A 19,998-nucleotide genomic window follows, 5' to 3' on the forward strand; every position below is an offset into this window, starting at 1 on the left:
CAAATGACAAAATGCCCGCGTCAGCGAACTGGCGCAGGCATTTCGGTTTAAACCGGGTGGCGCAAAAATTACTTACGCAGGCCGAGTTTAGCGATCAGATCGCGGTAACGGGTTGCATCTTTGCCCTTCAGGTAGGACAGCAGGCTCTTACGACGGTTGACCATCATGATCAGGCCGCGGCGCGAGTGGTGGTCCTTCGAGTGGGCTTTGAAGTGGCCGTTCAGCTCGTTGATGCGTGCGGTCAGCAGCGCAACTTGAACTTCCGGGGAGCCGGTGTCGTTTTGACCACGGGCGTTGTCCGCGATGATGGCGGCTTTGTTGATGTTTTCTACGGTCATGATTTTACCTTTAACATGCGGTGCACGGAGTCTGAACCCTGCGCATCGTGAACTTCAAAAAAATTCCGGCCGAAAGACCAGACCCGCAAGTATATCGGAAAAACAGCGCGCGTTGCCAGTGTTGGCTACAATTCTTACTGTATTCGTCCTCACGATGCGGGTGTCGCCATGAAAAACATAGCCTCTTTGATAAGTTTGTCCGTGCTGGCGGCCGGTTGCGCCGGCTGGGGCGGCGCCGCGCTCACGCCGGGCGAACCGGAAGCGGCCGTGCGCGCCGCGCTGGGCACGCCCACCGCCATCTACCGCGACGGCAACGACACGCTGCTCGAATATGCGCGCGGCCCGGCCGGCCAGTACACGTGGATGGCGCGGCTCGACCCGCAGGGCCGGTTGGCGTCCTACGAACAGGTGCTCACCAGCGCCCGCTTCGGCGCCGTGCGCATCGGCAAGGACAACCGCGAGACCATCCTGCACACCTTCGGCCGCCCGGCCGAAGTGCTGCGCTTCGCCTACAGTCCGGCCGACGTGTGGATGTACCGCTACAAGGAACAGGATGTGTGGGATTCCGTGATGTACGTGGAGTTCGCCGCCAACGGCACGGTCGGCAAGATGACCAACGGACCGGACCCGGAGCGGGAAAAACGCTGGGGGCGCTGAGACGCCGGGGGACGCTGAGGCAGGACTAAGCGGTGGGCAGGATGCGCAAGCCGCTGCCGGCCAGTCCTTCGGCACTGAACTCCTCGATCGTCACGTCGATCACCCGCGCCGACGGCGGTCCGCGCCTGGCCCATGTGATGACGGCTTCCATCGCCGCCACGTCGCCGTGGATGCACGCCTCCACGGAACCGTCGCGACAATTGCGCACCCAGCCATCCAGGCCCAGCGCTTCGGCCTGCCGCGCGAACGAGGCGCGATAGCCGACGCCTTGCACCCGCCCTTCTATCATCAACCGTTTCGCCATTGTCGCCTCGCCTGGTCGACGGGTGGGGCAAGCCAGTCGGCCCGCCCCGTCCCGTATCAGATCTGCGGATTGACCCGCTCGATCTTCGAGTGCAGCTTGTTGAGCGCCGACAGATAAGCCTTGGCCGAGGCCACGATGATGTCGGGATCGGCGCCCACGCCGTTGACGATGCGGCCTTCCTTGGACAGACGCATCGTCACCTCGCCCTGCGACTGGGTGCCGTTGCTGATGGCGTTCACGGAGAACAGCACCAGCTCGGCGCCGCTGGCGGCCTGGCCTTCGATGGCGTTGACGGTGGCGTCCACCGGACCGTCGCCGCGCCCTTCGCAGGTGTATTCCTGGCCGTCGATCGAGAACACCACCTTGGCCACGGGCGTCTCACCGGTCTCGGAACGCTGGGCCAGCGACACGAAGCGATAATGCTCGCTCACCTGCGCCTGCTGCTCGTCCGAGACGAGGGCCATGATGTCCTCGTCGAAGATGTCGGCCTTGCGGTCGGCCAGCTCCTTGAAGCGGCCGAAGGCGGCGTTCACCTCCGCTTCCGACTCGAGCTCGATGCCCAGTTCCTGCAGGCGCTGCTTGAAGGCGTTGCGGCCCGACAGCTTGCCCAGCACGATCTTGTTGGCGGTCCAGCCCACGTCTTCGGCGCGCATGATCTCGTAGGTTTCGCGCGCCTTCAGGATGCCATCCTGGTGGATGCCCGAAGCGTGGGCGAACGCGTTGGCGCCCACCACGGCCTTGTTCGGCTGCACGGCGAAGCCGGTGATCTGCGACACCATCTTGGAGGCCGGCACGATCTGGGTGGCGTCGATGCCCACCTCCAGGTTGTAGTAGGCGTTGCGGGTGCGCAGCGCCATCACCACCTCCTCCAGCGCCGTGTTGCCGGCGCGCTCACCGAGGCCGTTGATGGTGCACTCGATCTGGCGCGCGCCGCCGATCATCACGCCGGCCAGCGAGTTGGCCACGGCCAGGCCCAGGTCGTTGTGGCAGTGCACGGACCAGATGGCCTTGTCGGAGTTGGGGATGCGCTCGCGCAGGCGACGGATGGTTTCGCCGAACAGTTCGGGCACGGCGTAGCCCACCGTGTCGGGGAAGTTGATGGTGGTGGCGCCTTCGGCGATCACGCCTTCGATCACGCGGCACAGGAAGTCCTCTTCCGAGCGGCTGGCGTCCTCCGGCGAGAATTCGATGTCGTCGGTGAACTGGCGCGCGAAGCGCACGGCGTTCCTGGCCTGCACCAGCACCTGGTCGGGCTGCATGCGCAGCTTCATTTCCATGTGCAGCGGCGAGGTGGCGATGAAGGTGTGGATGCGCTTGCGGGCGGCCGGCGCCAGCGCCTCGGCCGCGCGCGAAATGTCGCGGTCGTTGGCGCGCGACAGCGAGCAGATGGTCGATTCGCGCACCGTGCTGGCGATGGCCTTGATCGATTCGAAATCGCCTTGCGAGGCGGCGGCGAAGCCGGCCTCGATCACATCCACGCGCAGCCGTTCGAGCTGCTTGGCGATGCGGATCTTTTCATCCTTCGTCATCGAGGCGCCGGGCGATTGCTCGCCGTCGCGCAGCGTGGTGTCGAAGATGATCAGGCGGTTGGACAGGTTACTCATGATGGCTCCGTGGCGTTACATAAAATAGCTGTGGGCCGACCGCCCGCCGCAATCAGCGGCGTTCGCTCGGGTCGACCGGCTCGTGGCCGGTCGGAATCAGGCTGACCGGCTTGCCCTTGGCCAGCCGCCAGGCCGACACGACATAACCGGACAGGCCGTAGGCGATGAAGATGGGGAACAGCACCTTGGGCGGGTCGATCGAAACCAGGGCGAACATCAGCGCGATCAGGAACACGGCGATGAACGGCACCGATTTGCGGAAATTGACGTCCTTGAAACTGTAGAACGGCACGTTGGTGACCATGGTCAGGCCCGCGAACACGGCGATGCCCCACGACACCCAGCGCAGTTCGATGCCCGACACTTCCTGGTCCACCATCAGCAGGATGAAGCCGGCCACCAGCGCGGCGGCGGACGGGCTGGGCAGGCCCTGGAAGAAGCGCTTGTCGACCACTTCGATGTTGGTGTTGAAACGGGCCAGGCGCAGCGCGGCGCCGGCGCAATAGACGAAGGCGGCGATCCAGCCCAGCTTGCCCAGGCCGCGCAGCGACCATTCGTACACCACCAGCGCCGGCGCGGCGCCGAACGACACCATGTCCGACAGGCTGTCGTACTGGGCGCCGAATTCGCTCTGGGTGTTGGTCAGGCGGGCGATGCGGCCATCGAGGCCGTCCAGCACCATGGCGATGAAGATGGCCCAGGCCGCGTGTTCGAAACGCTGGTTCATGGCCATCACGATGGCGTAGAAGCCGCAGAACAGGGCGGCCGTGGTGAAGGCGTTGGGCAGCAGGTAGATCCCGCGCGGACGGGGCCTGGCGGCGCCCTCGGCCAGCGGCTGGCGCGCGAAGCGGCCCAGACGGGACAGCTTGGGCGCCTTGCTGCCCTGGTTGGCGCCGTTCTTGGCTCTGCGACGGGGGAAATGTGCCATATTGTTCCAATTCTAAGTGCTACGGGTGACGCGCGCGTTTTTCTTGTGAGCGTGTTGCGCCATCATTATAGAGGACGAGACAACAAAAGAGGCAGTTCGCGGCGCAACTTCGCCCATCGTCGGCCACGGGGTTGGGCGGACGGGCGCTATTTGGGGGACGGACGGAACAGGAGACGGCCAATGACGGCCAGTTTGACAGGGGACGACCGCGGGGCGCCGCCGGGGAGGCGGCCGGTTGCGCCCCCGGCGGTATCGCGCGGCGTCCCGGTTAAGCGGCGGGCGCGGTCAGGCGCAGGGCGGTGGCGGCGCTCTCCGCGCGCCCGGCCGTGTCGAGCTTGAACAGGCCCACCACCTGCGACAGCCGCCCGGCCTGGCTTTGCATGGCCTCGGACGCGGCCGCCGCCTGCTCGACCAGCGCCGCGTTCTGCTGCGTCACCTGGTCCATCTGGCTGATGGCGATGCTGATCTGCTCGATGCCGCTGCTCTGTTCCTTGCTGGCCAGCGTGATGTCGCCGATGATATCGCTCACCTGGCGCACGCTGCTGACGATATCGCGCATGGTGTCGCCGGCCGCGCTCACGTACTGGCTGCCCGCCTCCACCCGCTCCACCGAGTCGCCGATCAGCGCCTTGATCTGCTTGGCCGCGTCGGCCGAGCGGTGGGCCAGACTGCGCACCTCGCTGGCCACGACGGCGAAACCGCGTCCCTGCTCGCCCGCGCGGGCCGCCTCCACGGCCGCGTTCAGCGCGAGGATGTTGGTCTGGAACGCGATGCTGTCGATCACGCCGATGATGTCGGTGATCTTGCGCGCCGAATCGCTGATCTCATCCATGGTGCCCACCACCTGGCCGATCACGTGGCCGCCCTTGGCCGCCACGGCCGATGCCGATTCGGCCAGCGTGTTGGCCTGCATCGCGTACTCCGTGTTCTGCCTGACGGTGGCCGTCAGCTGCTCCATCGAGGCCGCCGTTTCCTGCAGCGAGCTCGCTTGCTCCTCCGTGCGCGAGGACAGGTCCTGGTTGCCGGCCGCGATTTCGCCGGTGGCCACGGCGATGGTGTCGGTGCCGGTGCGCACCTGGCCGACGATGCTGACCAGGCTGGCGTTCATCTTTTGCAGGGCCGCCATCAGGCGCCCCGTCTCGTCGTTGGCGCGCACGACGATGGTGCGCGTCAGGTCGCCGCCGGCGATGGCGCCGGCCACCTCCACCGCCTCGTTCAGCGGCACGGTGATGGCCCGCACCAGCCAGTAGCCGATGGCGGCCGCCAGCAGCAGGCCCAGCGCCATGCCGGCCAGGCACCAGTTGCGGATCCAGCGGTAGCGCTGGTCGGAAGTCAGGTAGGCGTCGCGCGCCACGTCGAGCTGCAAGGCGATCAGGTCGTCGACGGCGCGGCGCAGCGGCGCGAAGGTTTGCTCCATCCGTCCCTGCACCAGTTCCACGGCCTTGGCCTGATCATCGGCGCGCAGCGCCGCCACCACCGGCAGCAGACCCTCCTTGAGGAAGGTGGCGCGGGCGGCGACCGCCTGCTCAGCCAGGCGCGCCTCGTCCGGCGTCAGCGAGGTGGCCATGTATCCCCCCCACACCTTGCCCACTTGCTGGATGTTCGATTCGATCTCATCAACCAGGGGCTTGACCTTCTCAGGGGGCGCCGTCAGCGCCTTGGCGGCGTTGATCTGGTTGATGCTGAGCAACCGCACCACCTGGTTCAGCTGCCCCAGACAAACGAGCCGGTCGGCGTACATGGATTGCATCGCCACGTCCGCGACATACAAGCCAACAATCCCCACCACCGCCCCCACGACCAGTTCCAGCGACAGGAAGGCGATGACGGCGACCAGACGGGTCTTGATGGATAAATTCTTCAGCATGGTCTTCTCCATTGAGTCAATGTTTCATCCGCGAAAAAAAAGATGCCGCGTCACAGCATGCCTTGCCGCGCAACGTAAAACCATGCTCAATGACAAGATCAGATCATGCCCACCCCCATCTGGCTTGTCAGGCCCGGTGGATGGCTCGGAAACTAGCGAAAACGTACCTTGCCAACAACATGCATCTGCAAGGTCGTCTCGCCCGGCTCGAAGCTGGGTTCGGCCACCTCCGCGCTGTCGGCCATTTTCGCGGCCCGCATCATCATCGGCGCGGCGCGCTCGGGCTGGGCGTAGTTGCCCGAACCTTCGAAGTCGACCGTGTCGAGCACGGCGTCGCCGACCTTGCGGCCCATGGCGTTGGCGATGGAGACGATACGCTCGTTGAGGTTCTGGTAGGTGGCGGCGATGCGCTGGTCATCGAGCTTTTTGGTGGTCTCGGGCGTCAGGCCGAAGTTCAGGCTGTTGAGGGTCAGCACGCGCTGGGCGGCGGCCACGGTCTTGGGCAGCGTGTCGAGGCTGGTGGTGCTCACCTGCAGATACTGGCCCACGCGCCAGGCCGTCGGTACGCGCGGACGCGGCGCCACGCCATTGGGCACGGGGCGGTCTTCCGGATAAACGGGATAGGTGTAATAGCCCTGCGTCTTCAGGCTCGCATGCGGATCCTGCTGCTTGACGATGTCGATGCCCTGTTTCATTTTCAGGTTGACGCGCGAAGCGGCGGCGGCCTTGTCCTTGTCCTGCTCCTCCACGGCCAGCGTGATGACGGCCAGATCGTTGGCGTGTTTGACCTCGCCGAACGCGGGCACGACGACGAGGGTGCCTGCCGTCGTCAGCGGTTCAAGGGGCGCGGCCTGCGCGGCCACGGCGAACGTGACGGCGGCAGCGGCGGCGAGTTTGTGGATGACTGTCATGGTTTGCTCCAGGTTGAAATATCGGCAAGCAACACTGTACCGTATCGCGCAGCCGGGGGCAGTAACACATGGTGAGCGTTTGTAACAACTGCTCGGCACCGCACGGGCGAAAAAAAACCGGGAACAGGTCCCGGTTTTCTGCTGTCGCGAACGACTACTTAGTTCTTCGACTGGTCGACCATCTTGTTCTTGGCGATCCAAGGCATCATGGCGCGCAGCTTGGCACCGACTTCTTCGATCTGGTGCTCGGCCGTCAGGCGGCGGCGCGAGATCAGGGTCGGGGCGCCGGCCTTGTTTTCCAGGATGAAGGACTTGGCGTATTCGCCGGTCTGGATGTCCTTCAGGCACTGGCGCATGGCATTCTTGGTGTCTTCCGTCACCACTTTCGGGCCCGTCACGTACTCGCCGTACTCGGCGTTGTTCGAGATCGAGTAGTTCATGTTGGCGATGCCGCCTTCGTAGATCAGGTCGACGATCAGCTTCAGCTCGTGCAGGCACTCGAAGTAAGCCATCTCAGGGGCGTAGCCGCCTTCGACCAGGGTTTCGAAACCGGCTTTGATCAGTTCCACGGCGCCGCCGCACAGCACGGCCTGCTCGCCGAACAGGTCGGTCTCGGTTTCTTCACGGAAGTTGGTTTCGATGATGCCGGCACGGCCGCCGCCGTTGGCCGAGGCGTACGACAGGGCGATGTCGCGGGCGATGCCGGACTTGTCCTGGTACACGGCCACCAGGTGCGGCACGCCGCCACCCTGGGTGTAGGTGGCGCGCACGGTGTGGCCCGGGGCCTTCGGTGCGACCATGATCACGTCCAGGTCGGCGCGTGGCACGACTTGGCCGTAGTGCACGTTGAAGCCGTGCGCGAAGGCCAGCACGGCGCCTTGCTTGGCGTTTGGCGCCACGTTTTCGTTGTAGACCTGGGCGATGTTCTCGTCCGGCAGCAGGATCATGATGACATCGGCGGCTTTGACGGCGTCGTTCACTTCCGCCACTTTCAGACCGGCCTTCTCAACCTTGGACCACGACGAACCGCCCTTGCGCAGGCCCACGGTGACGTTGACGCCGGAGTCGCTCAGGTTTTGCGCGTGGGCGTGGCCCTGCGAACCGTAGCCGATGATGGCCACGTTTTTGCCCTTGATCAGGGAGAGGTCAGCGTCTTTGTCGTAGAAAACTTTCATGATAATTCCTATATTTGGGGTATTGTTTGTTTGAAGCCGTGCGTCGGGGACGTCCGGTTAAACCTTGAGGATGCGTTCGCCGCGTCCGATGCCGGAACCGCCGGTACGGACCGTCTCCAGGATGGAGGCGCGGTCGATCGAATCGATGAACGCGTCGAGCTTGCCCTTGTTGCCGGTCAGTTCGATGGTGTACGTCTTTTCCGTCACGTCGATGATGCGGCCACGGAAGATGTCGGCGGTGCGCTTCATTTCCTCGCGCTCCTTGCCGACGGCGCGCACCTTGATGAGCATGAGCTCGCGCTCGATGTGGGCGCCCTCGGTCAGATCGACCACCTTCACCACCTCGATCAGGCGGTTCAGGTGCTTGGTGATCTGCTCGATGATGTCATCCGAGCCGCTGGTGACGATGGTCATGCGCGACAGGGTCGCGTCTTCCGTCGGCGCCACGGTCAGCGTCTCGATGTTGTAGCCGCGGGCCGAGAACAGGCCCACCACGCGCGACAGCGCGCCAGCTTCGTTTTCCAGCAATACAGAGATAATGTGTCGCATCTTATAAGTCCTCCGAACCCAACAGCATTTCGGAGAGCCCTTTGCCCGCCTTCACCATCGGCCATACGTTTTCAGATTGATCGGTGATGAAGTTCATGAACACCAGCCGGTCTTTCATGTCGAACGCTTCCTTGAGCGCGCCTTCCACATCGCCCGGTTTCTCGATGCGCATGCCGACGTGGCCATAGGCCTCGGCCAGCTTCTCGAAGTTGGGCAGCGAATCCATGTAGGACTCGGAATAACGCGAACCGTAGTCGATCTGCTGCCACTGCCGCACCATGCCGAGGAAGCGGTTGTTGAGCATGATGATCTTCGGCGTCAGGTGGTACTGCTTGCAGGTCGCCAGTTCCTGGATGCACATCTGGATCGAGCCTTCGCCGGTGATGCAGGCGACGGTGGCGTCCGGATTGGCCATCTGCACGCCCATGGCGTACGGCAGGCCGACACCCATGGTGCCCAGGCCGCCCGAGTTGCACCAGCGCTTGGGCTTGTCGAACGGATAGTACTGGGCCGCCCACATCTGGTGCTGGCCCACGTCGGAGGTGATGAAGGCGTCGCCCTTGGTCACTTGCCACAGCTTCTCCACCACGGCCTGGGGCTTGATCACCAGGTCCGACGGCGTGTAGGCCAGGCACTTGCGGCCGCGCCATTCATTGATCTGCTGCCACCAGTCCTTCAGCGCGGGCGCGTTGGGCTTGGTCTCGGCCGCGTCGAGCTGGGCCAGGAATTCGATCAGCACGTCCTTGACGTTGCCGACGATGGGGATGTCGACCTTGACGCGCTTGGAGATCGACGACGGGTCGATGTCCACGTGGATGATCTTGCGCGGGTGGCTGGCGAAGTGTTTCGGGTTGCCGATCACGCGGTCGTCGAAGCGGGCGCCGATGGCGATCAGGACGTCGCAGTGCTGCATCGCCATGTTCGCCTCGAAGGTGCCGTGCATGCCGGGCATGCCGACGAACTTCTCGTCGCTGGCGCGGTAGGCGCCCAGGCCCATCAGCGTGTTGGTGACGGGGAAGCCCAGCTTGTCGACCAGCTTGTTCAGTTCCGGCGCGGCATTGGCCAGGATCACGCCGCCGCCCGTGTAGATCATCGGGCGCTCGGCTTGCAGCAGCAGCTGCACGGCCTTGCGGATCTGGCCGGAATGGCCCTTGTCGACCGGTTTGTAGGACCGCATCTCGACCTCTTTCGGGTACGAGAAGGTGGTCTTGTGCATCGAGATGTCCTTCGGGATGTCGACCAGCACGGGGCCGGGACGGCCGGTGCGGGCGATGAAGAAGGCCTTCTTGATGGTTTCCGCCAAGTCCTTGACGTCCTTGACGAGGAAATTGTGCTTGACGACGGGACGGGTGATGCCGACCGTGTCGCATTCCTGGAACGCATCCTGGCCGATGGCGTGGCTGGGCACCTGGCCCGAGATGACCACCATCGGGATCGAGTCCATGTAGGCCGTCGACAGGCCCGTGACGGCGTTGGTCACACCGGGACCGGAGGTCACCAGGGCGACGCCGACCTTCTGCGAGCTGCGCGAATAGGCGTCGGCGGCGTGGATCGCGGCCTGCTCATGGCGGACGAGGATGTGCTGGAATTTGTCTTGCTTGAAGATGGCGTCGTAAATGTACAGAACGGCACCGCCCGGGTAGCCAAAGACGTGCTCAACGCCCTCTTCGGCCAGGCAGCGCACGACGATTTCCGCGCCTGTGAGTTGATTTCCTGCTGCTTCGGTATTCATAAAACATTCCTTTCAAGGTCCATTGGAGATTGATCGGATGCCCTGTCCTGGCGAAGTATGCGTACTGCCGCAGCGTGGTCCAGCTGCCCTTTTCGCTGCGCTCACGGTGCCTCTTCCGCTCACCGTAGGGAGCGTACAAGGCGTCGCTGGACGCAATTTCGTTAGGCTGGAGTATTCTGCAGCGGTTGTGCGTACCTCTCGCGCTTGTGGCGCGGGTTAGAGCAAACTGCCTACATGTGAAAGCGCGTCTTGTCGATTGCGGCGTTGTGTGCCGGCGGCGACCAGACCATAGAGCTTCGGGGTGTTCAAAGCTCCCATACGGTAACACCGGCCCACCTGTTTGAGCAAGCAAAATCATGCGCAAAGCGCCATTCCGGTGCGCCGACATGCGAAAACCATGCAGAAATGGTCAATTTTTGCTAGCATGCGCTCAGTTTACGAAACGTGACAGTACGCCACAGGCAACACTTCCGGCCCCCGCGCCCCAGACGCCGGCATTCCCGGCCAAACGCTCCACGACGCATGGCAACAGACAAAGAATTATCCGACTTTCTAGAAAACGTCGAGCGGCGCGCCTTTAAACAAGCCGTCTATGCGGTACGCAAGGACGAATCCGCCCTGGACATCGTGCAGGACGCGATGATCAAGCTCGCCGAGAAATACGGCGACAAGCCGGCCGCCGAGCTGCCCATGCTGTTCCAGCGCATCCTGCAGACCACCATCCTTGATTACTTCCGCCGGGAAAAAGTACGCAACACCTGGGTCAGCCTGTTCTCCGGCCTCGGTCCCTCGGGCGACGAGCATGAGGACTTTGATATACTGGAATCGTACGAGGCCGAACAAGGCACGGCGGCCGCCGAGTCCAGCGCCGACCAGGTCGAGCGCCAGCAAATGCTGGCCCTGATCGAGAACGAGGTGCAAAAACTCCCCGCGCGTCAACGGGAAGCCTTCCTCATGCGTTACTGGCAAGATATGGACGTGGCTGAAACAGCCGAAGCGATGGGTTGTTCCGAAGGGAGCGTCAAAACGCATTGCTCACGCGCAACACATGCACTCGCCGAGGCGTTGCAAGCCAAGGGAATAAAACTATGAACACCGAAGACCTCAATTTCGCATACAAGGTGCGACACAAGCTCAACGAGCGCCTGGACGAGCTGCCGGCATCGACCACCGACCGGCTGGCGCAAGCGCGCCAGGCGGCCCTGGCCCGCAAGAAGGCCGATGCCCCGCTGCGCGTCAAGCAGACGGAACTGGCCACGGCCGGCGCCGGCGGCGCGCGCGGCCTGGGCAGCTACTTCACCCAGCCGTTCTCGTGGCTGGGCCGGGTCAGCATGGTGATCCCGCTGCTGGTGCTGGTGACGGGCCTGATCGGCATCTACCAGTATGAGCAGCAACAGCGCGTGGCCGAACTGGCCGAGCTGGACGCGGCCGTGCTGTCGGACGAGCTGCCATTGTCGGCCTACCTGGACCACGGTTTCAACGCCTACCTCGCCCAGAGCGAGCAAAGCGAGCAATAAGCATGGCGGGTTTCAGCAGTCAGGCAAAACTGGGCGTGGCGGTGGCGGCAGGCGTACTGGCGGCAGTGGCCGGCACGGTCTGGGTCGGCACGCGCCCGGCGCCGGTGGCGCCCGTGGTCGTGGCGCCGGCCGCGCCGTCGGCGTCGGCCGCCGCCGGCAAGCCTGGCGTTGGCGGCAAGCAGCATGGCGCCGCCCCCAAAGGCCTCGACAACCCATTGTGGAGGGAATTGACGGCGTCGCAGAAACAGACGCTGCTCCCGCTGCAAGCGGAATGGAACCAGATGGAGAGCTTGCGCAAGCAAAAGTGGCTGAAGATCGCCAACCGCTATTCCTCCATGACGGCCGACGAGCAGGCGCGCGTGCGCGAGCGCATGAACGAATGGGTGCGCATGACGCCTGAGCAGCGGCGCCAGGTGCGCGAGAACTTCGCCCGCGTGCAGAAGATCGGCCCCGGCCACAAATCGGCCCAGTGGGAGGAATACCAGCAGCTGCCGGACGAGCAGAAGAAGCAACTGGCGGCGGCGGCGGCCGAGAAGAAGCAAGTGGCCAACCTGCCCACGCCCGAACAGAGCAAGATGAAGACGGTGGCGCCGATCAAGAAGAATGTGACGCCGCCGCCCTCGATCGCACCGATCACGCCCATGTCGCCGGCGCCGGCGCCGGCCCCTGCGCCCGCAGCGGCGGCGGCGGGGCCGGCCACGCCCGCCGGCGGCGCGCCAGCCGCCGTAGTGCCTCCCGCCTCCGCCCCAACGGCGCCGGCTGCAGCTGCGGCGACACCCTCCCCCAGCACTACGACCCCGGCCGTCCCACCGGCCAGCGCACCCGCCCCTACGAATGTCAAATAGTCCCACCCCGGCTGTCGCAAGCCTGGCCGCGCCCACTGTGGGGCGCCGCCTGATCTCGATGGTGTACGAAACCCTGCTCGGCCTGGCCGTGCTGTTCCTGCCCTTCCTCGTGTTCGAGATCGCCACCCAGGCCAGCCACGCCAAGGTGGTCGAGCACATGCGGCAAGCCCTGGCCTTCCTCGTGCTGGGCGCCTACTTCATCCACCAATGGAGCCGCGAAGGCCAGACGCTGGCCATGCGCACCTGGCGCATCAAGCTGGTGATGCCGGGCCACGAGCACGTGCCGCTGCAGGCGGCCGCCGTGCGCTACCTGCTGGCCTGGCTGTGGATCGTGCCGGCCGCGCTGCTGGACCACGCGCTGGGCCTGGCGCACTGGCAGGCGCTGGGTGTGCTGGGCGCCGGCCTGCTGGCCTGGTCGGCCACGGCCCTGTTCGACAAGGACCGCCAGTTCCTGCACGACCGCCTGACGGGCACCCGCCTGGTGCAACTGCCCAAGCCCGAGAAAAAGAAAAAAGCCGCGTAAGCGGCAAAAAACCGGGGTCAGGTCATGAAGTCACGCAATGTTGTGTGGCTTCATGACCTGACCCCGGTTTTTTTTTGCGTCTTAGAACCGCTCGTAGGGCTGCAGATAGCGCCACTCGCCCGCCGGCAAGCCGGCCATGGCGATGCGGCCGATGCGGATGCGCTTGATCGCCACCACGCTCAATCCCACCTGCTTGCACATGTGCTCGATCTGGCCCGGCTGCACGCCCTTGAGCGCGAAGCGCAGCCGCTTTTCGTTCTGCCAGCTGACCTTGATCGGCGGCAGCGCCTTGCCGTTGAACGTGAGGCCGTGGTTCAGCTTCGCCAGACCATCGTCCGCGATCTGCCCCGCCACCTCCACGATCAGTTCCTGCTCCATGCGCGCCGCGTCGTCCACCAGCTTGCGCGCGACGCGGAAGTCCTGCGTGAACACGAGCAGGCCGCTGGCCATCGTCTCCAATGGATTGGTCAGCGTCAGGCCGGCCAGGTGGCGCTTGAGGAAGCGCTGCCCACGGGCGTCGGCCGTCAGCGTGTCGGCGCGCAGGCAGGTGAGCGCCGGCGCGCCCTGCTGGCCGACGCCGGCGTTGACGCCGGCCGGCTTGTGCAGCAGCAGCGTCACCGGCACCGATTCCACCAGCGTCGCCTCGGGGGAGATCGTGACCGTCTGGTGCGGCGCCGCGCGGGCGCCCGGCTCCTCGACCACCACGCCATCCACGCTGACCCAGCCGCCTTCGATGTATTGTTCGGCCTCGCGCCGCGAACAGGCGCGCATTTCCGCCACGCGCTTGGCGAGACGGATGGTGTTGTCTGTGCTGGTATCGCTCATCGCTTCCATCTTCATGCGCTCGCTTGCGCCACTTGCTCGGTGAAGAAGCGGTTGCCCATCTCCTCCAGTCCCAGCGTCTCCAGCACTTCGCGCAGGCGCTCGGTGGGACGGTTGCGCGGCAGGTTCTTGTAGGTGGCGATGATCAGTTCATTCTTCATCGAGTGCTCCCAGCCCACCAGCTCCGTCACGTTGACCTGGTAGCCGTGCGCTTCCAGTTGCAGACAGCGCAGCACGTTGGTGATCTGGCTGCCGAATTCACGGGTGTGGATCGGATGGCGCCAGATCTCCGTCAGCGCGCTCCTGGCCAGCGCCTTGCCCTTGTTCTTCTTCAGCACGGACGCCACTTCGGCCTGGCAGCACGGCACCAGCACCATGTATTTGGCCTTCTTCTTCAGCGCGAAATGGATCGCGTCGTCGGTCGCCGTGTTGCAGGCGTGGAGCGCGGTGACGATATCGATCCGCTCGGGCAGCAGCTTCGACTCCGTCGATTCGGCCACCGACAGCGGCAGGAACGACATGCCGGGGAAGTTGAATTTCTGCGCCAGTTCCTGCGAGCGGGCCACCAGTTCTTCGCGCGTTTCGATGCCGTAGATGTGCGAGCCGTCGTTCAGGCCCTTGAAGAACAAGTCATACAGGATGAAGCCGAGGTAGGACTTGCCCGCGCCATGGTCGACCAGCGTGATGCCGGGACCGCCCTCGCCCCGCTCGGCCTGCAATTCCTTGAGCAGCGGTTCGATGAACTGATACAGGTGGTAGACCTGCTTGAGCTTACGGCGGCTGTCCTGGTTCAACTTGCCGTCGCGGGTGAGGATGTGCAGTTCCTGCAGCAACGCCACGGACTGGCCGTCGCGGATCTCGGGCATGGTGGCGATGCTGGTGGTGGCGGCCAGCGGCACGGCCTTGGCCGCCCGGTTCTCAGCGCGCTTCATCGATCCACGCCGCTTGTATCGCTTCCAGAATCTTCTCGCCGCCTCGGGTGTGGTCGTCGTCGAAGCCTTCCAGGTCCACCACCTTGTTGTGCAGGTCGGTGAAGCGGATGGTGGTCGGATCGGTGTCCGGGTATTTGTCGTACAGCGCTTCCGCGATGGTCGAGATGTCAGTCCATTTCATGTCGTTCTCCCGGCTCAATGCCCGCCTTCGCTGGCGTGGTTGATGGTGTATTTCGGGATCTCGATCACGAGGTCTTCCTCGGCCACGATGGCCTGGCACGACAGGCGCGACGATGCTTCCAGGCCCCAGGCCTTGTCCAGCATATCCTCTTCCGTCTCGGTCGCCTCGTTGAGCGAATCGAAGCCTTCACGCACCAGCACGTGGCAAGTGGTGCAGGCGCACGATTTCTCGCAGGCGTGCTCGATGTGGATGTCGTTTTCGAGCAGGATGTCGCACACGGATTTGCCGGCGGGCGCTTCGATCACGGCGCCTTCGGGGCACAGCTTGGCGTGTGGCAGGATGACGATTTGTGGCACTTGGTTACCTCTGTCTGTTCAATTCGGTTCGCCGCCCGGCCCGCGCGGGCGGGCGGCGGCGGTGATGGGATGATTACACTACCTGGTCCAGCGACTTGCCGGCCAGGGCGCTGCGCACGCTGCGGTCCATGCGGCGCGACGCGAATTCCTCGGTGCCGTTGGCCAGCGCCTCGACGGCCGCCTTCACGCCGCTGTGGTCCAGCGTGCCGGCGTTGGAGGCGGCGATGGCGTCGCGCACCTGCTGCATCAGCGCGTCCACGGCGGCCCGTTCGGCGCCGTCCAGCAGATTGCCGTCCTCGTCGAGCGCGGACTGGGTGGCCAGCAGGATGCGTTCGGCCTCCACCTGTTCCTCGCGCAGCGCGCGCGCGACCATGTCCACGTCGGCCGCCTTGTAGGAATCCTGCAGCATGCGCGCCACGTCGTCGTCGCCCAGGCCATAGGCAGGCTTGACGCTGATCGACGCTTCCACGCCCGAGCGCAGCTCGCGCGCCGACACCGACAGCAAGCCGTCCGCATCGACCTGGTAGGTGATGCGGATGCGCGCCGCACCGGCCACCATGGGCGGAATGCCGCGCAGCTCGAAGCGCGCCAGCGAGCGGCAGTCCGACACCAGTTCGCGTTCGCCCTGCAGCACGTGCACGGCCAGCGCCGTCTGACCATCCTTGAAGGTGGTGAACTCCTGCGCGCGCGCGCACGGGATGGTGGAATTGCGGGGGATGATCTTCTCGACCAGGCCGCCCATGGTCTCGATGCCGAGCGAGAGCGGAATCACGTCCAGCAGCAGCCAGTCGTCGCCGGGCGCGCGGTTGCCGGCCAGCAGATTGGCCTGGATGGCCGCGCCCAGCGCCACCACCTTGTCCGGGTCGATATTGGCGTGCGGCGTGGTGTGGAAGAAATCGCCCACGGCGCGCTGCACGTGCGGCATGCGCGTGGCGCCGCCCACCATGACCACGCCGTCCACGTCGTCGGCATCCACGCCGGCGTCGCGCAGCGCCTTGCGGATCGCGTTCATGGTCTTGGCGACCAGGTGCTTGGTGATCTCGTGGAAGGTGGCGGCCGTGATGCGCAGGTGGACTTCCTCGCCCGAACCGAGCACCGCGTCCACCATCACTTCATCCTTGGTCGACAGCAGTTCCTTCGCTTCGCGCGCCTTGACCATCAGGACGGCCGTGTCCTCGTCGGACAGCGGCGCCAGCTTTTCCTGCTCGTGGATCCAGCAGAACAGGCGGTGGTCGAAGTCGTCGCCGCCCAGGGCCGAGTCGCCGCCGGTCGACAGCACTTCGAACACGCCCTTGGACAGCTTGAGGATGGAGATATCGAACGTGCCGCCGCCGAGGTCGTACACGGCGAACAGGCCTTCGGAGCCGTTATCGAGGCCGTAGGCGATGGCGGCCGCCGTCGGCTCGCTCAGCAGGCGCAGCACGTTCAGGCCGGCCAGCTGGGCCGCGTCCTTGGTGGCCTGGCGCTGGGCGTCGTCGAAATAGGCCGGCACCGTGATCACGGCGCCCACCAGGTCGTCGCCCAGCGAGTCCTCGGCGCGCTGGCGCAGCGTGGCCAGGATCTGGGCCGAGATTTCGACCGGGCTCTTGACGCCGGCGATGGTCTTCAGCTGCACCATGCCGGGCGTGTCCTGGAAATCGTAGGGCAGGTTTTCCGCGTAGGCGATGTCGGCCAGCCCGCGCCCCATGAAGCGCTTGACGGAGACGATGGTGTTCTTGGGATCGGTGGTCTGCGCGGCCTTCGCCTTGTAGCCGATGTTGGCGTGGCCGTTGGGCAGGTAGCGCACCACGGACGGCAGCAGCGGGCGGCCGTCCTCGTCGTTCAGCACTTCGGGGATGCTGTTGCGCACGGTGGCGACCAGCGAATTGGTGGTGCCCAGGTCGATGCCCACGGCCAGCCGGTGCTGGTGCGGCGCGGTCGACATGCCAGGTTCAGAAATTTGCAGAAGTGCCATTTATGGTTTCATGCCTTGCGGCTCTGATTAAAAGTATGCGTTGAGACGGCCGTCCAGTAAGCGCCATGCGCCGGAGCGCCGGGCGGTCGGCCCTCGGCGCGGACGTCGCGCCCTGCTCCACCGCGCCCGGTCAAGCGTCCTCTAACTGATGGAACGCCAGGTCGATCTCGTGTTTCATCTTATCGATGAACATCAGCGCGCGGATGTCCTGCGCGGCGGCGTGGTAATCATTGCCATCGAGGTGCACGGCGATGTCGAGCAACCGGCCCTTGCGGTCGTTGCGCAGTTCGCGGTCGAGCGCCTCCAGCGCGCCCATATCCTTGCCGGCACGGGCCTCGGCCAGCGCCTCGCGCCACTCCATCTGCTGCATCAGGAAGGTCATCGGCATGGCCGTGTTGGACTCCGTCTGCAGATCCACGCCATTGAGCTCGCACAGGTACTGCGCGCGCTTCTGGGGATTCTTCAGGGTCTGGTAGGCTTCGTTGGCGCGCGTGGCCCACTGCATGGCGACGCGCTTTTCCGCGTCGGTCGCGTTGACGAAACGGTCGGGATGGACCTGGCCCTGCACGTCGCGGTAGGCGGCGTCCAGCGCGGCCTGGTCGAGCGTGAATTGCTGCGGCAGGTGGAACAGTTCGAAATGATTTTGCATGGCTGGGGTCTATCCGGGTCTAGTCGCAGGCTGCCGTCACAATCGCAAGACTGCGCGGCATGGCGCGCGGGCTCAGATGCGGAAGCTTTCGCCGCAGCCGCATGCGTCCTTCTGGTTCGGGTTGTTGAACTTGAAGCCTTCGTTCAAGCCCTCGCGCGCGAAATCAAGCTCGGTGCCGTCGATGTACGGCAGGCTTTTCGGATCGACGAACACCTTCACGCCGAACGATTCGAACACGTGGTCCTCCTGCGCCGCCTCGTCCACATATTCCAGCTTGTAGGCCAGCCCCGAGCAGCCCGTGGTGCGCACGCCAAAGCGCAGGCCCACGCCCTTGCCGCGCCGTTCGATGTAACGGTTGATGTGCTTCGCCGCTTTTTCGGTCAGTGTGATTGCCATGCATTTCTCCTGCCGGTCCCGGTTTCGTCGCCGGGGCCGGTGTCAAACAAGTTAAGCCGCTGCGACCGGGTGCTTGGTCTGGTAATCGAGCACGGCGGCCTTGATGGCGTCTTCCGCCAGGATCGAGCAGTGGATTTTCACCGGCGGCAGCGCCAGTTCTTCCGCGATCTGGGTGTTCTTGATGGCCAGCGCCTGGTCCAGCGTCTTGCCCTTGACCCATTCGGTCACCAGCGAGCTCGATGCGATGGCCGAACCGCAGCCATAGGTCTTGAACTTGGCGTCTTCGATCAGGCCATCGGCGCCGACCTTGATCTGCAGCTTCATCACGTCGCCGCAGGCGGGCGCGCCCACCATGCCGGTGCCGACGGTTTCATCGCCTTTTTCGAACGCGCCCACATTGCGGGGGTTTTCGTAGTGGTCCAACACTTTTTCCGAGTAAGCCATTTTGATGCTCCTAAATTTGTCTGAATTCGTACGTGCGTGATTAGTGGGCCGCCCACTGGATCGAATTGATGTCGATCCCTTCCTTGAACATGTCCCACAGCGGCGACAGTTCGCGCAGCTTGCCGACCTTGGACTTCATCAGGTCGACGGCGAAGTCGATGTCGGCCTCGGTGGTGAAACGACCGATGGTGAAGCGGATCGAGCTGTGCGCCAGTTCGTCGCTGCGGCCCAGCGCGCGCAGCACGTACGACGGCTCCAGGCTGGCCGAGGTGCAGGCCGAGCCGGACGACACAGCCAGGTCCTTGACGGCCATGATCAGCGATTCGCCTTCCACGTAGTTGAAGCTCACGTTCAGGTTGTGCGGCACGCGGTGCGCCATGTCGCCGTTGACGTAGGTTTCTTCGATCTCCTGCAGGCCGGCGGCCAGGCGGTCGCGCAGCGCCTTGATGCGCACGATCTCCTCGTCCATCTCCAGCTTGGCCAGGCGGAACGCCTCGCCCATGCCCACGATCTGGTGGGTCGGCAGCGTGCCCGAACGCAGGCCGCGCTCATGGCCGCCGCCGTGCATCTGCGCCTCCAGGCGCACGCGCGGCTTGCGGCACACGTACAGCGCGCCCACGCCCTTCGGGCCGTAGGTCTTGTGCGCCGTGAAGGTCATCAGGTCGACCTTGGTCTTTTGCAGGTCGATGACCACCTTGCCCGTCGCCTGGGCGGCGTCGCAGTGGAAGATGATGCCCTTCGAGCGGCACAGCGCGCCGATCTCGTCGATAGGCTGGACCACGCCGATCTCGTTGTTGACCAGCATGACGGACACCAGGATGGTGTCGGGGCGCATGGCCGCCGTCAGCTGCTCGATCGAGATCAGGCCGTTGTCCTGCGGGTCCAGGTAGGTCGCCTCGAAGCCCTGGCGTTCCAGTTCGCGCACCGTGTCGAGCACCGACTTGTGCTCGGTCTTGACGGTGATGATGTGCTTGCCCTTGGTCTTGTAGAACTGCGCCGCGCCCTTCAGGGCCAGGTTGTTGCTCTCGGTGGCGCCCGAGGTCCAGATGATCTCGCGCGGGTCGGCGTTGACCAGCGCGGCCACGTGGCCGCGCGCCTCCTCCACCGCTTTTTCCGCCACCCAGCCGTACATGTGGCTGCGCGAGGCGGGATTACCGAACTGCTCGCGCAGATACGGGATCATCTGATCGGCGACGCGCGGATCGACCGGCGTGGTGGCCGAGTAGTCCATGTAGATCGGGAAATGCGGGGCGGTATGGAACTGGACCTGCGCGACGTTTTTTTCAGGGGCATTCATCTAGTTACTCCAAAGCG

23 protein-coding genes are annotated in these 19,998 nt (G+C 64.7%); 5 read left to right on the forward strand and 18 right to left on the reverse strand.

What is annotated here, in order from left to right:
- Positions 1 to 68: 68 nt before the first annotated feature.
- The gene (gene rpsO, locus AC1RQG_RS11250) at positions 69 to 338 is read right to left on the reverse strand and encodes a 30S ribosomal protein S15 (RefSeq protein ID WP_173594619.1); all 270 of its coding nucleotides are present in this window, start codon (positions 336 to 338) and stop codon (positions 69 to 71) included.
- A gap of 168 nt (positions 339 to 506) precedes the next feature.
- Here rpsO and AC1RQG_RS11255 point away from each other — a divergent pair, with 168 nt between their 5' ends.
- A complete protein-coding gene (locus AC1RQG_RS11255; RefSeq protein ID WP_493131269.1) occupies positions 507 to 995 on the forward strand; it encodes a hypothetical protein in 489 nt (162 codons plus the stop codon).
- A 25-nt stretch (positions 996 to 1,020) separates the two neighbouring features.
- On the opposite strand, the gene AC1RQG_RS11260 is transcribed toward AC1RQG_RS11255, so the two are convergent.
- The 8 genes from AC1RQG_RS11260 to AC1RQG_RS11295 all read right to left on the reverse strand — a co-directional run bounded on the left by AC1RQG_RS11260 (position 1,021) and on the right by AC1RQG_RS11295 (position 10,065).
- Positions 1,021 to 1,299 (reverse strand): acylphosphatase, encoded by a 279-nt coding sequence (locus tag AC1RQG_RS11260; RefSeq protein WP_493131271.1) that lies wholly within the window; start codon positions 1,297 to 1,299, stop codon positions 1,021 to 1,023.
- A gap of 56 nt (positions 1,300 to 1,355) precedes the next feature.
- Positions 1,356 to 2,903: a 2-isopropylmalate synthase gene (locus tag AC1RQG_RS11265; RefSeq protein ID WP_493131273.1), complete on the reverse strand. Its 1,548-nt coding sequence runs from the start codon at positions 2,901 to 2,903 to the stop codon at positions 1,356 to 1,358.
- A gap of 52 nt (positions 2,904 to 2,955) precedes the next feature.
- The gene (gene pssA, locus AC1RQG_RS11270) at positions 2,956 to 3,831 is read right to left on the reverse strand and encodes a CDP-diacylglycerol--serine O-phosphatidyltransferase (RefSeq protein WP_493131275.1); all 876 of its coding nucleotides are present in this window, start codon (positions 3,829 to 3,831) and stop codon (positions 2,956 to 2,958) included.
- A gap of 268 nt (positions 3,832 to 4,099) precedes the next feature.
- Positions 4,100 to 5,698: a methyl-accepting chemotaxis protein gene (locus AC1RQG_RS11275; RefSeq protein ID WP_493131277.1), complete on the reverse strand. Its 1,599-nt coding sequence runs from the start codon at positions 5,696 to 5,698 to the stop codon at positions 4,100 to 4,102.
- A gap of 152 nt (positions 5,699 to 5,850) precedes the next feature.
- The gene (locus AC1RQG_RS11280; protein WP_493131279.1) at positions 5,851 to 6,609 is read right to left on the reverse strand and encodes an SIMPL domain-containing protein; all 759 of its coding nucleotides are present in this window, start codon (positions 6,607 to 6,609) and stop codon (positions 5,851 to 5,853) included.
- Between the two features lie 158 nt (positions 6,610 to 6,767).
- Positions 6,768 to 7,784 (reverse strand): ketol-acid reductoisomerase, encoded by a 1,017-nt coding sequence (ilvC, locus tag AC1RQG_RS11285; protein ID WP_182155854.1) that lies wholly within the window; start codon positions 7,782 to 7,784, stop codon positions 6,768 to 6,770.
- A gap of 57 nt (positions 7,785 to 7,841) precedes the next feature.
- Positions 7,842 to 8,333, reverse strand: a complete 492-nt coding sequence (gene ilvN / locus AC1RQG_RS11290; RefSeq protein ID WP_093389534.1) for an acetolactate synthase small subunit — start codon at positions 8,331 to 8,333, stop codon at positions 7,842 to 7,844.
- 1 nt (position 8,334) lies between these two features.
- Complete coding sequence (locus tag AC1RQG_RS11295; protein WP_493131282.1) at positions 8,335 to 10,065, reverse strand: acetolactate synthase 3 catalytic subunit; 1,731 nt, start codon at positions 10,063 to 10,065, stop codon at positions 8,335 to 8,337.
- Between the two features lie 522 nt (positions 10,066 to 10,587).
- Between AC1RQG_RS11295 and AC1RQG_RS11300 the strand changes: the two genes are divergently transcribed.
- The 4 genes from AC1RQG_RS11300 to AC1RQG_RS11315 are packed head-to-tail and all read left to right on the forward strand — an operon-like array spanning position 10,588 to position 12,950.
- Entirely contained in the window at positions 10,588 to 11,157 is a 570-nt protein-coding gene (locus AC1RQG_RS11300; RefSeq protein WP_182220610.1) for an RNA polymerase sigma factor, read from the forward strand.
- Positions 11,154 to 11,582: a DUF3619 family protein gene (locus tag AC1RQG_RS11305; RefSeq protein ID WP_493131284.1), complete on the forward strand. Its 429-nt coding sequence runs from the start codon at positions 11,154 to 11,156 to the stop codon at positions 11,580 to 11,582. The genes AC1RQG_RS11300 and AC1RQG_RS11305 overlap by 4 nt, the downstream gene beginning before the upstream one ends.
- Positions 11,583 to 11,584: 2 nt before the next feature.
- Positions 11,585 to 12,427 (forward strand): DUF3106 domain-containing protein, encoded by an 843-nt coding sequence (locus AC1RQG_RS11310; protein WP_493131286.1) that lies wholly within the window; start codon positions 11,585 to 11,587, stop codon positions 12,425 to 12,427.
- A complete protein-coding gene (locus AC1RQG_RS11315) occupies positions 12,417 to 12,950 on the forward strand; it encodes an RDD family protein (RefSeq protein ID WP_493131288.1) in 534 nt (177 codons plus the stop codon). Before AC1RQG_RS11310 ends, AC1RQG_RS11315 begins: the two co-directional genes overlap by 11 nt.
- Positions 12,951 to 13,031: 81 nt before the next feature.
- On the opposite strand, the gene AC1RQG_RS11320 is transcribed toward AC1RQG_RS11315, so the two are convergent.
- The 9 genes from AC1RQG_RS11320 to AC1RQG_RS11360 form a co-directional block, all read right to left on the reverse strand.
- A complete protein-coding gene (locus AC1RQG_RS11320) occupies positions 13,032 to 13,775 on the reverse strand; it encodes an rRNA pseudouridine synthase (protein WP_493131290.1) in 744 nt (247 codons plus the stop codon).
- 11 nt (positions 13,776 to 13,786) lie between these two features.
- The gene (locus AC1RQG_RS11325) at positions 13,787 to 14,704 is read right to left on the reverse strand and encodes a class I SAM-dependent methyltransferase (protein WP_493131292.1); all 918 of its coding nucleotides are present in this window, start codon (positions 14,702 to 14,704) and stop codon (positions 13,787 to 13,789) included.
- Complete coding sequence (gene iscX / locus AC1RQG_RS11330; RefSeq protein ID WP_493131294.1) at positions 14,691 to 14,885, reverse strand: Fe-S cluster assembly protein IscX; 195 nt, start codon at positions 14,883 to 14,885, stop codon at positions 14,691 to 14,693. Before iscX ends, AC1RQG_RS11325 begins: the two co-directional genes overlap by 14 nt.
- A gap of 14 nt (positions 14,886 to 14,899) precedes the next feature.
- Positions 14,900 to 15,241 (reverse strand): ISC system 2Fe-2S type ferredoxin, encoded by a 342-nt coding sequence (gene fdx, locus AC1RQG_RS11335; protein WP_493131296.1) that lies wholly within the window; start codon positions 15,239 to 15,241, stop codon positions 14,900 to 14,902.
- A gap of 73 nt (positions 15,242 to 15,314) precedes the next feature.
- Positions 15,315 to 17,195 (reverse strand): Fe-S protein assembly chaperone HscA, encoded by a 1,881-nt coding sequence (gene hscA, locus AC1RQG_RS11340; RefSeq protein WP_493131298.1) that lies wholly within the window; start codon positions 17,193 to 17,195, stop codon positions 15,315 to 15,317.
- A 130-nt stretch (positions 17,196 to 17,325) separates the two neighbouring features.
- Complete coding sequence (gene hscB, locus AC1RQG_RS11345) at positions 17,326 to 17,844, reverse strand: Fe-S protein assembly co-chaperone HscB (RefSeq protein WP_493131300.1); 519 nt, start codon at positions 17,842 to 17,844, stop codon at positions 17,326 to 17,328.
- A gap of 72 nt (positions 17,845 to 17,916) precedes the next feature.
- Positions 17,917 to 18,240 (reverse strand): iron-sulfur cluster assembly protein IscA, encoded by a 324-nt coding sequence (gene iscA, locus AC1RQG_RS11350; protein WP_182165966.1) that lies wholly within the window; start codon positions 18,238 to 18,240, stop codon positions 17,917 to 17,919.
- Between the two features lie 51 nt (positions 18,241 to 18,291).
- A complete protein-coding gene (iscU, locus tag AC1RQG_RS11355) occupies positions 18,292 to 18,684 on the reverse strand; it encodes a Fe-S cluster assembly scaffold IscU (RefSeq protein ID WP_182155877.1) in 393 nt (130 codons plus the stop codon).
- A 40-nt stretch (positions 18,685 to 18,724) separates the two neighbouring features.
- Positions 18,725 to 19,981, reverse strand: a complete 1,257-nt coding sequence (locus AC1RQG_RS11360) for an IscS subfamily cysteine desulfurase (RefSeq protein WP_493131303.1) — start codon at positions 19,979 to 19,981, stop codon at positions 18,725 to 18,727.
- Positions 19,982 to 19,998: the final 17 nt, after the last annotated feature.

This window comes from Rugamonas sp. GW822-FHT03B10 (assembly GCF_058801745.1).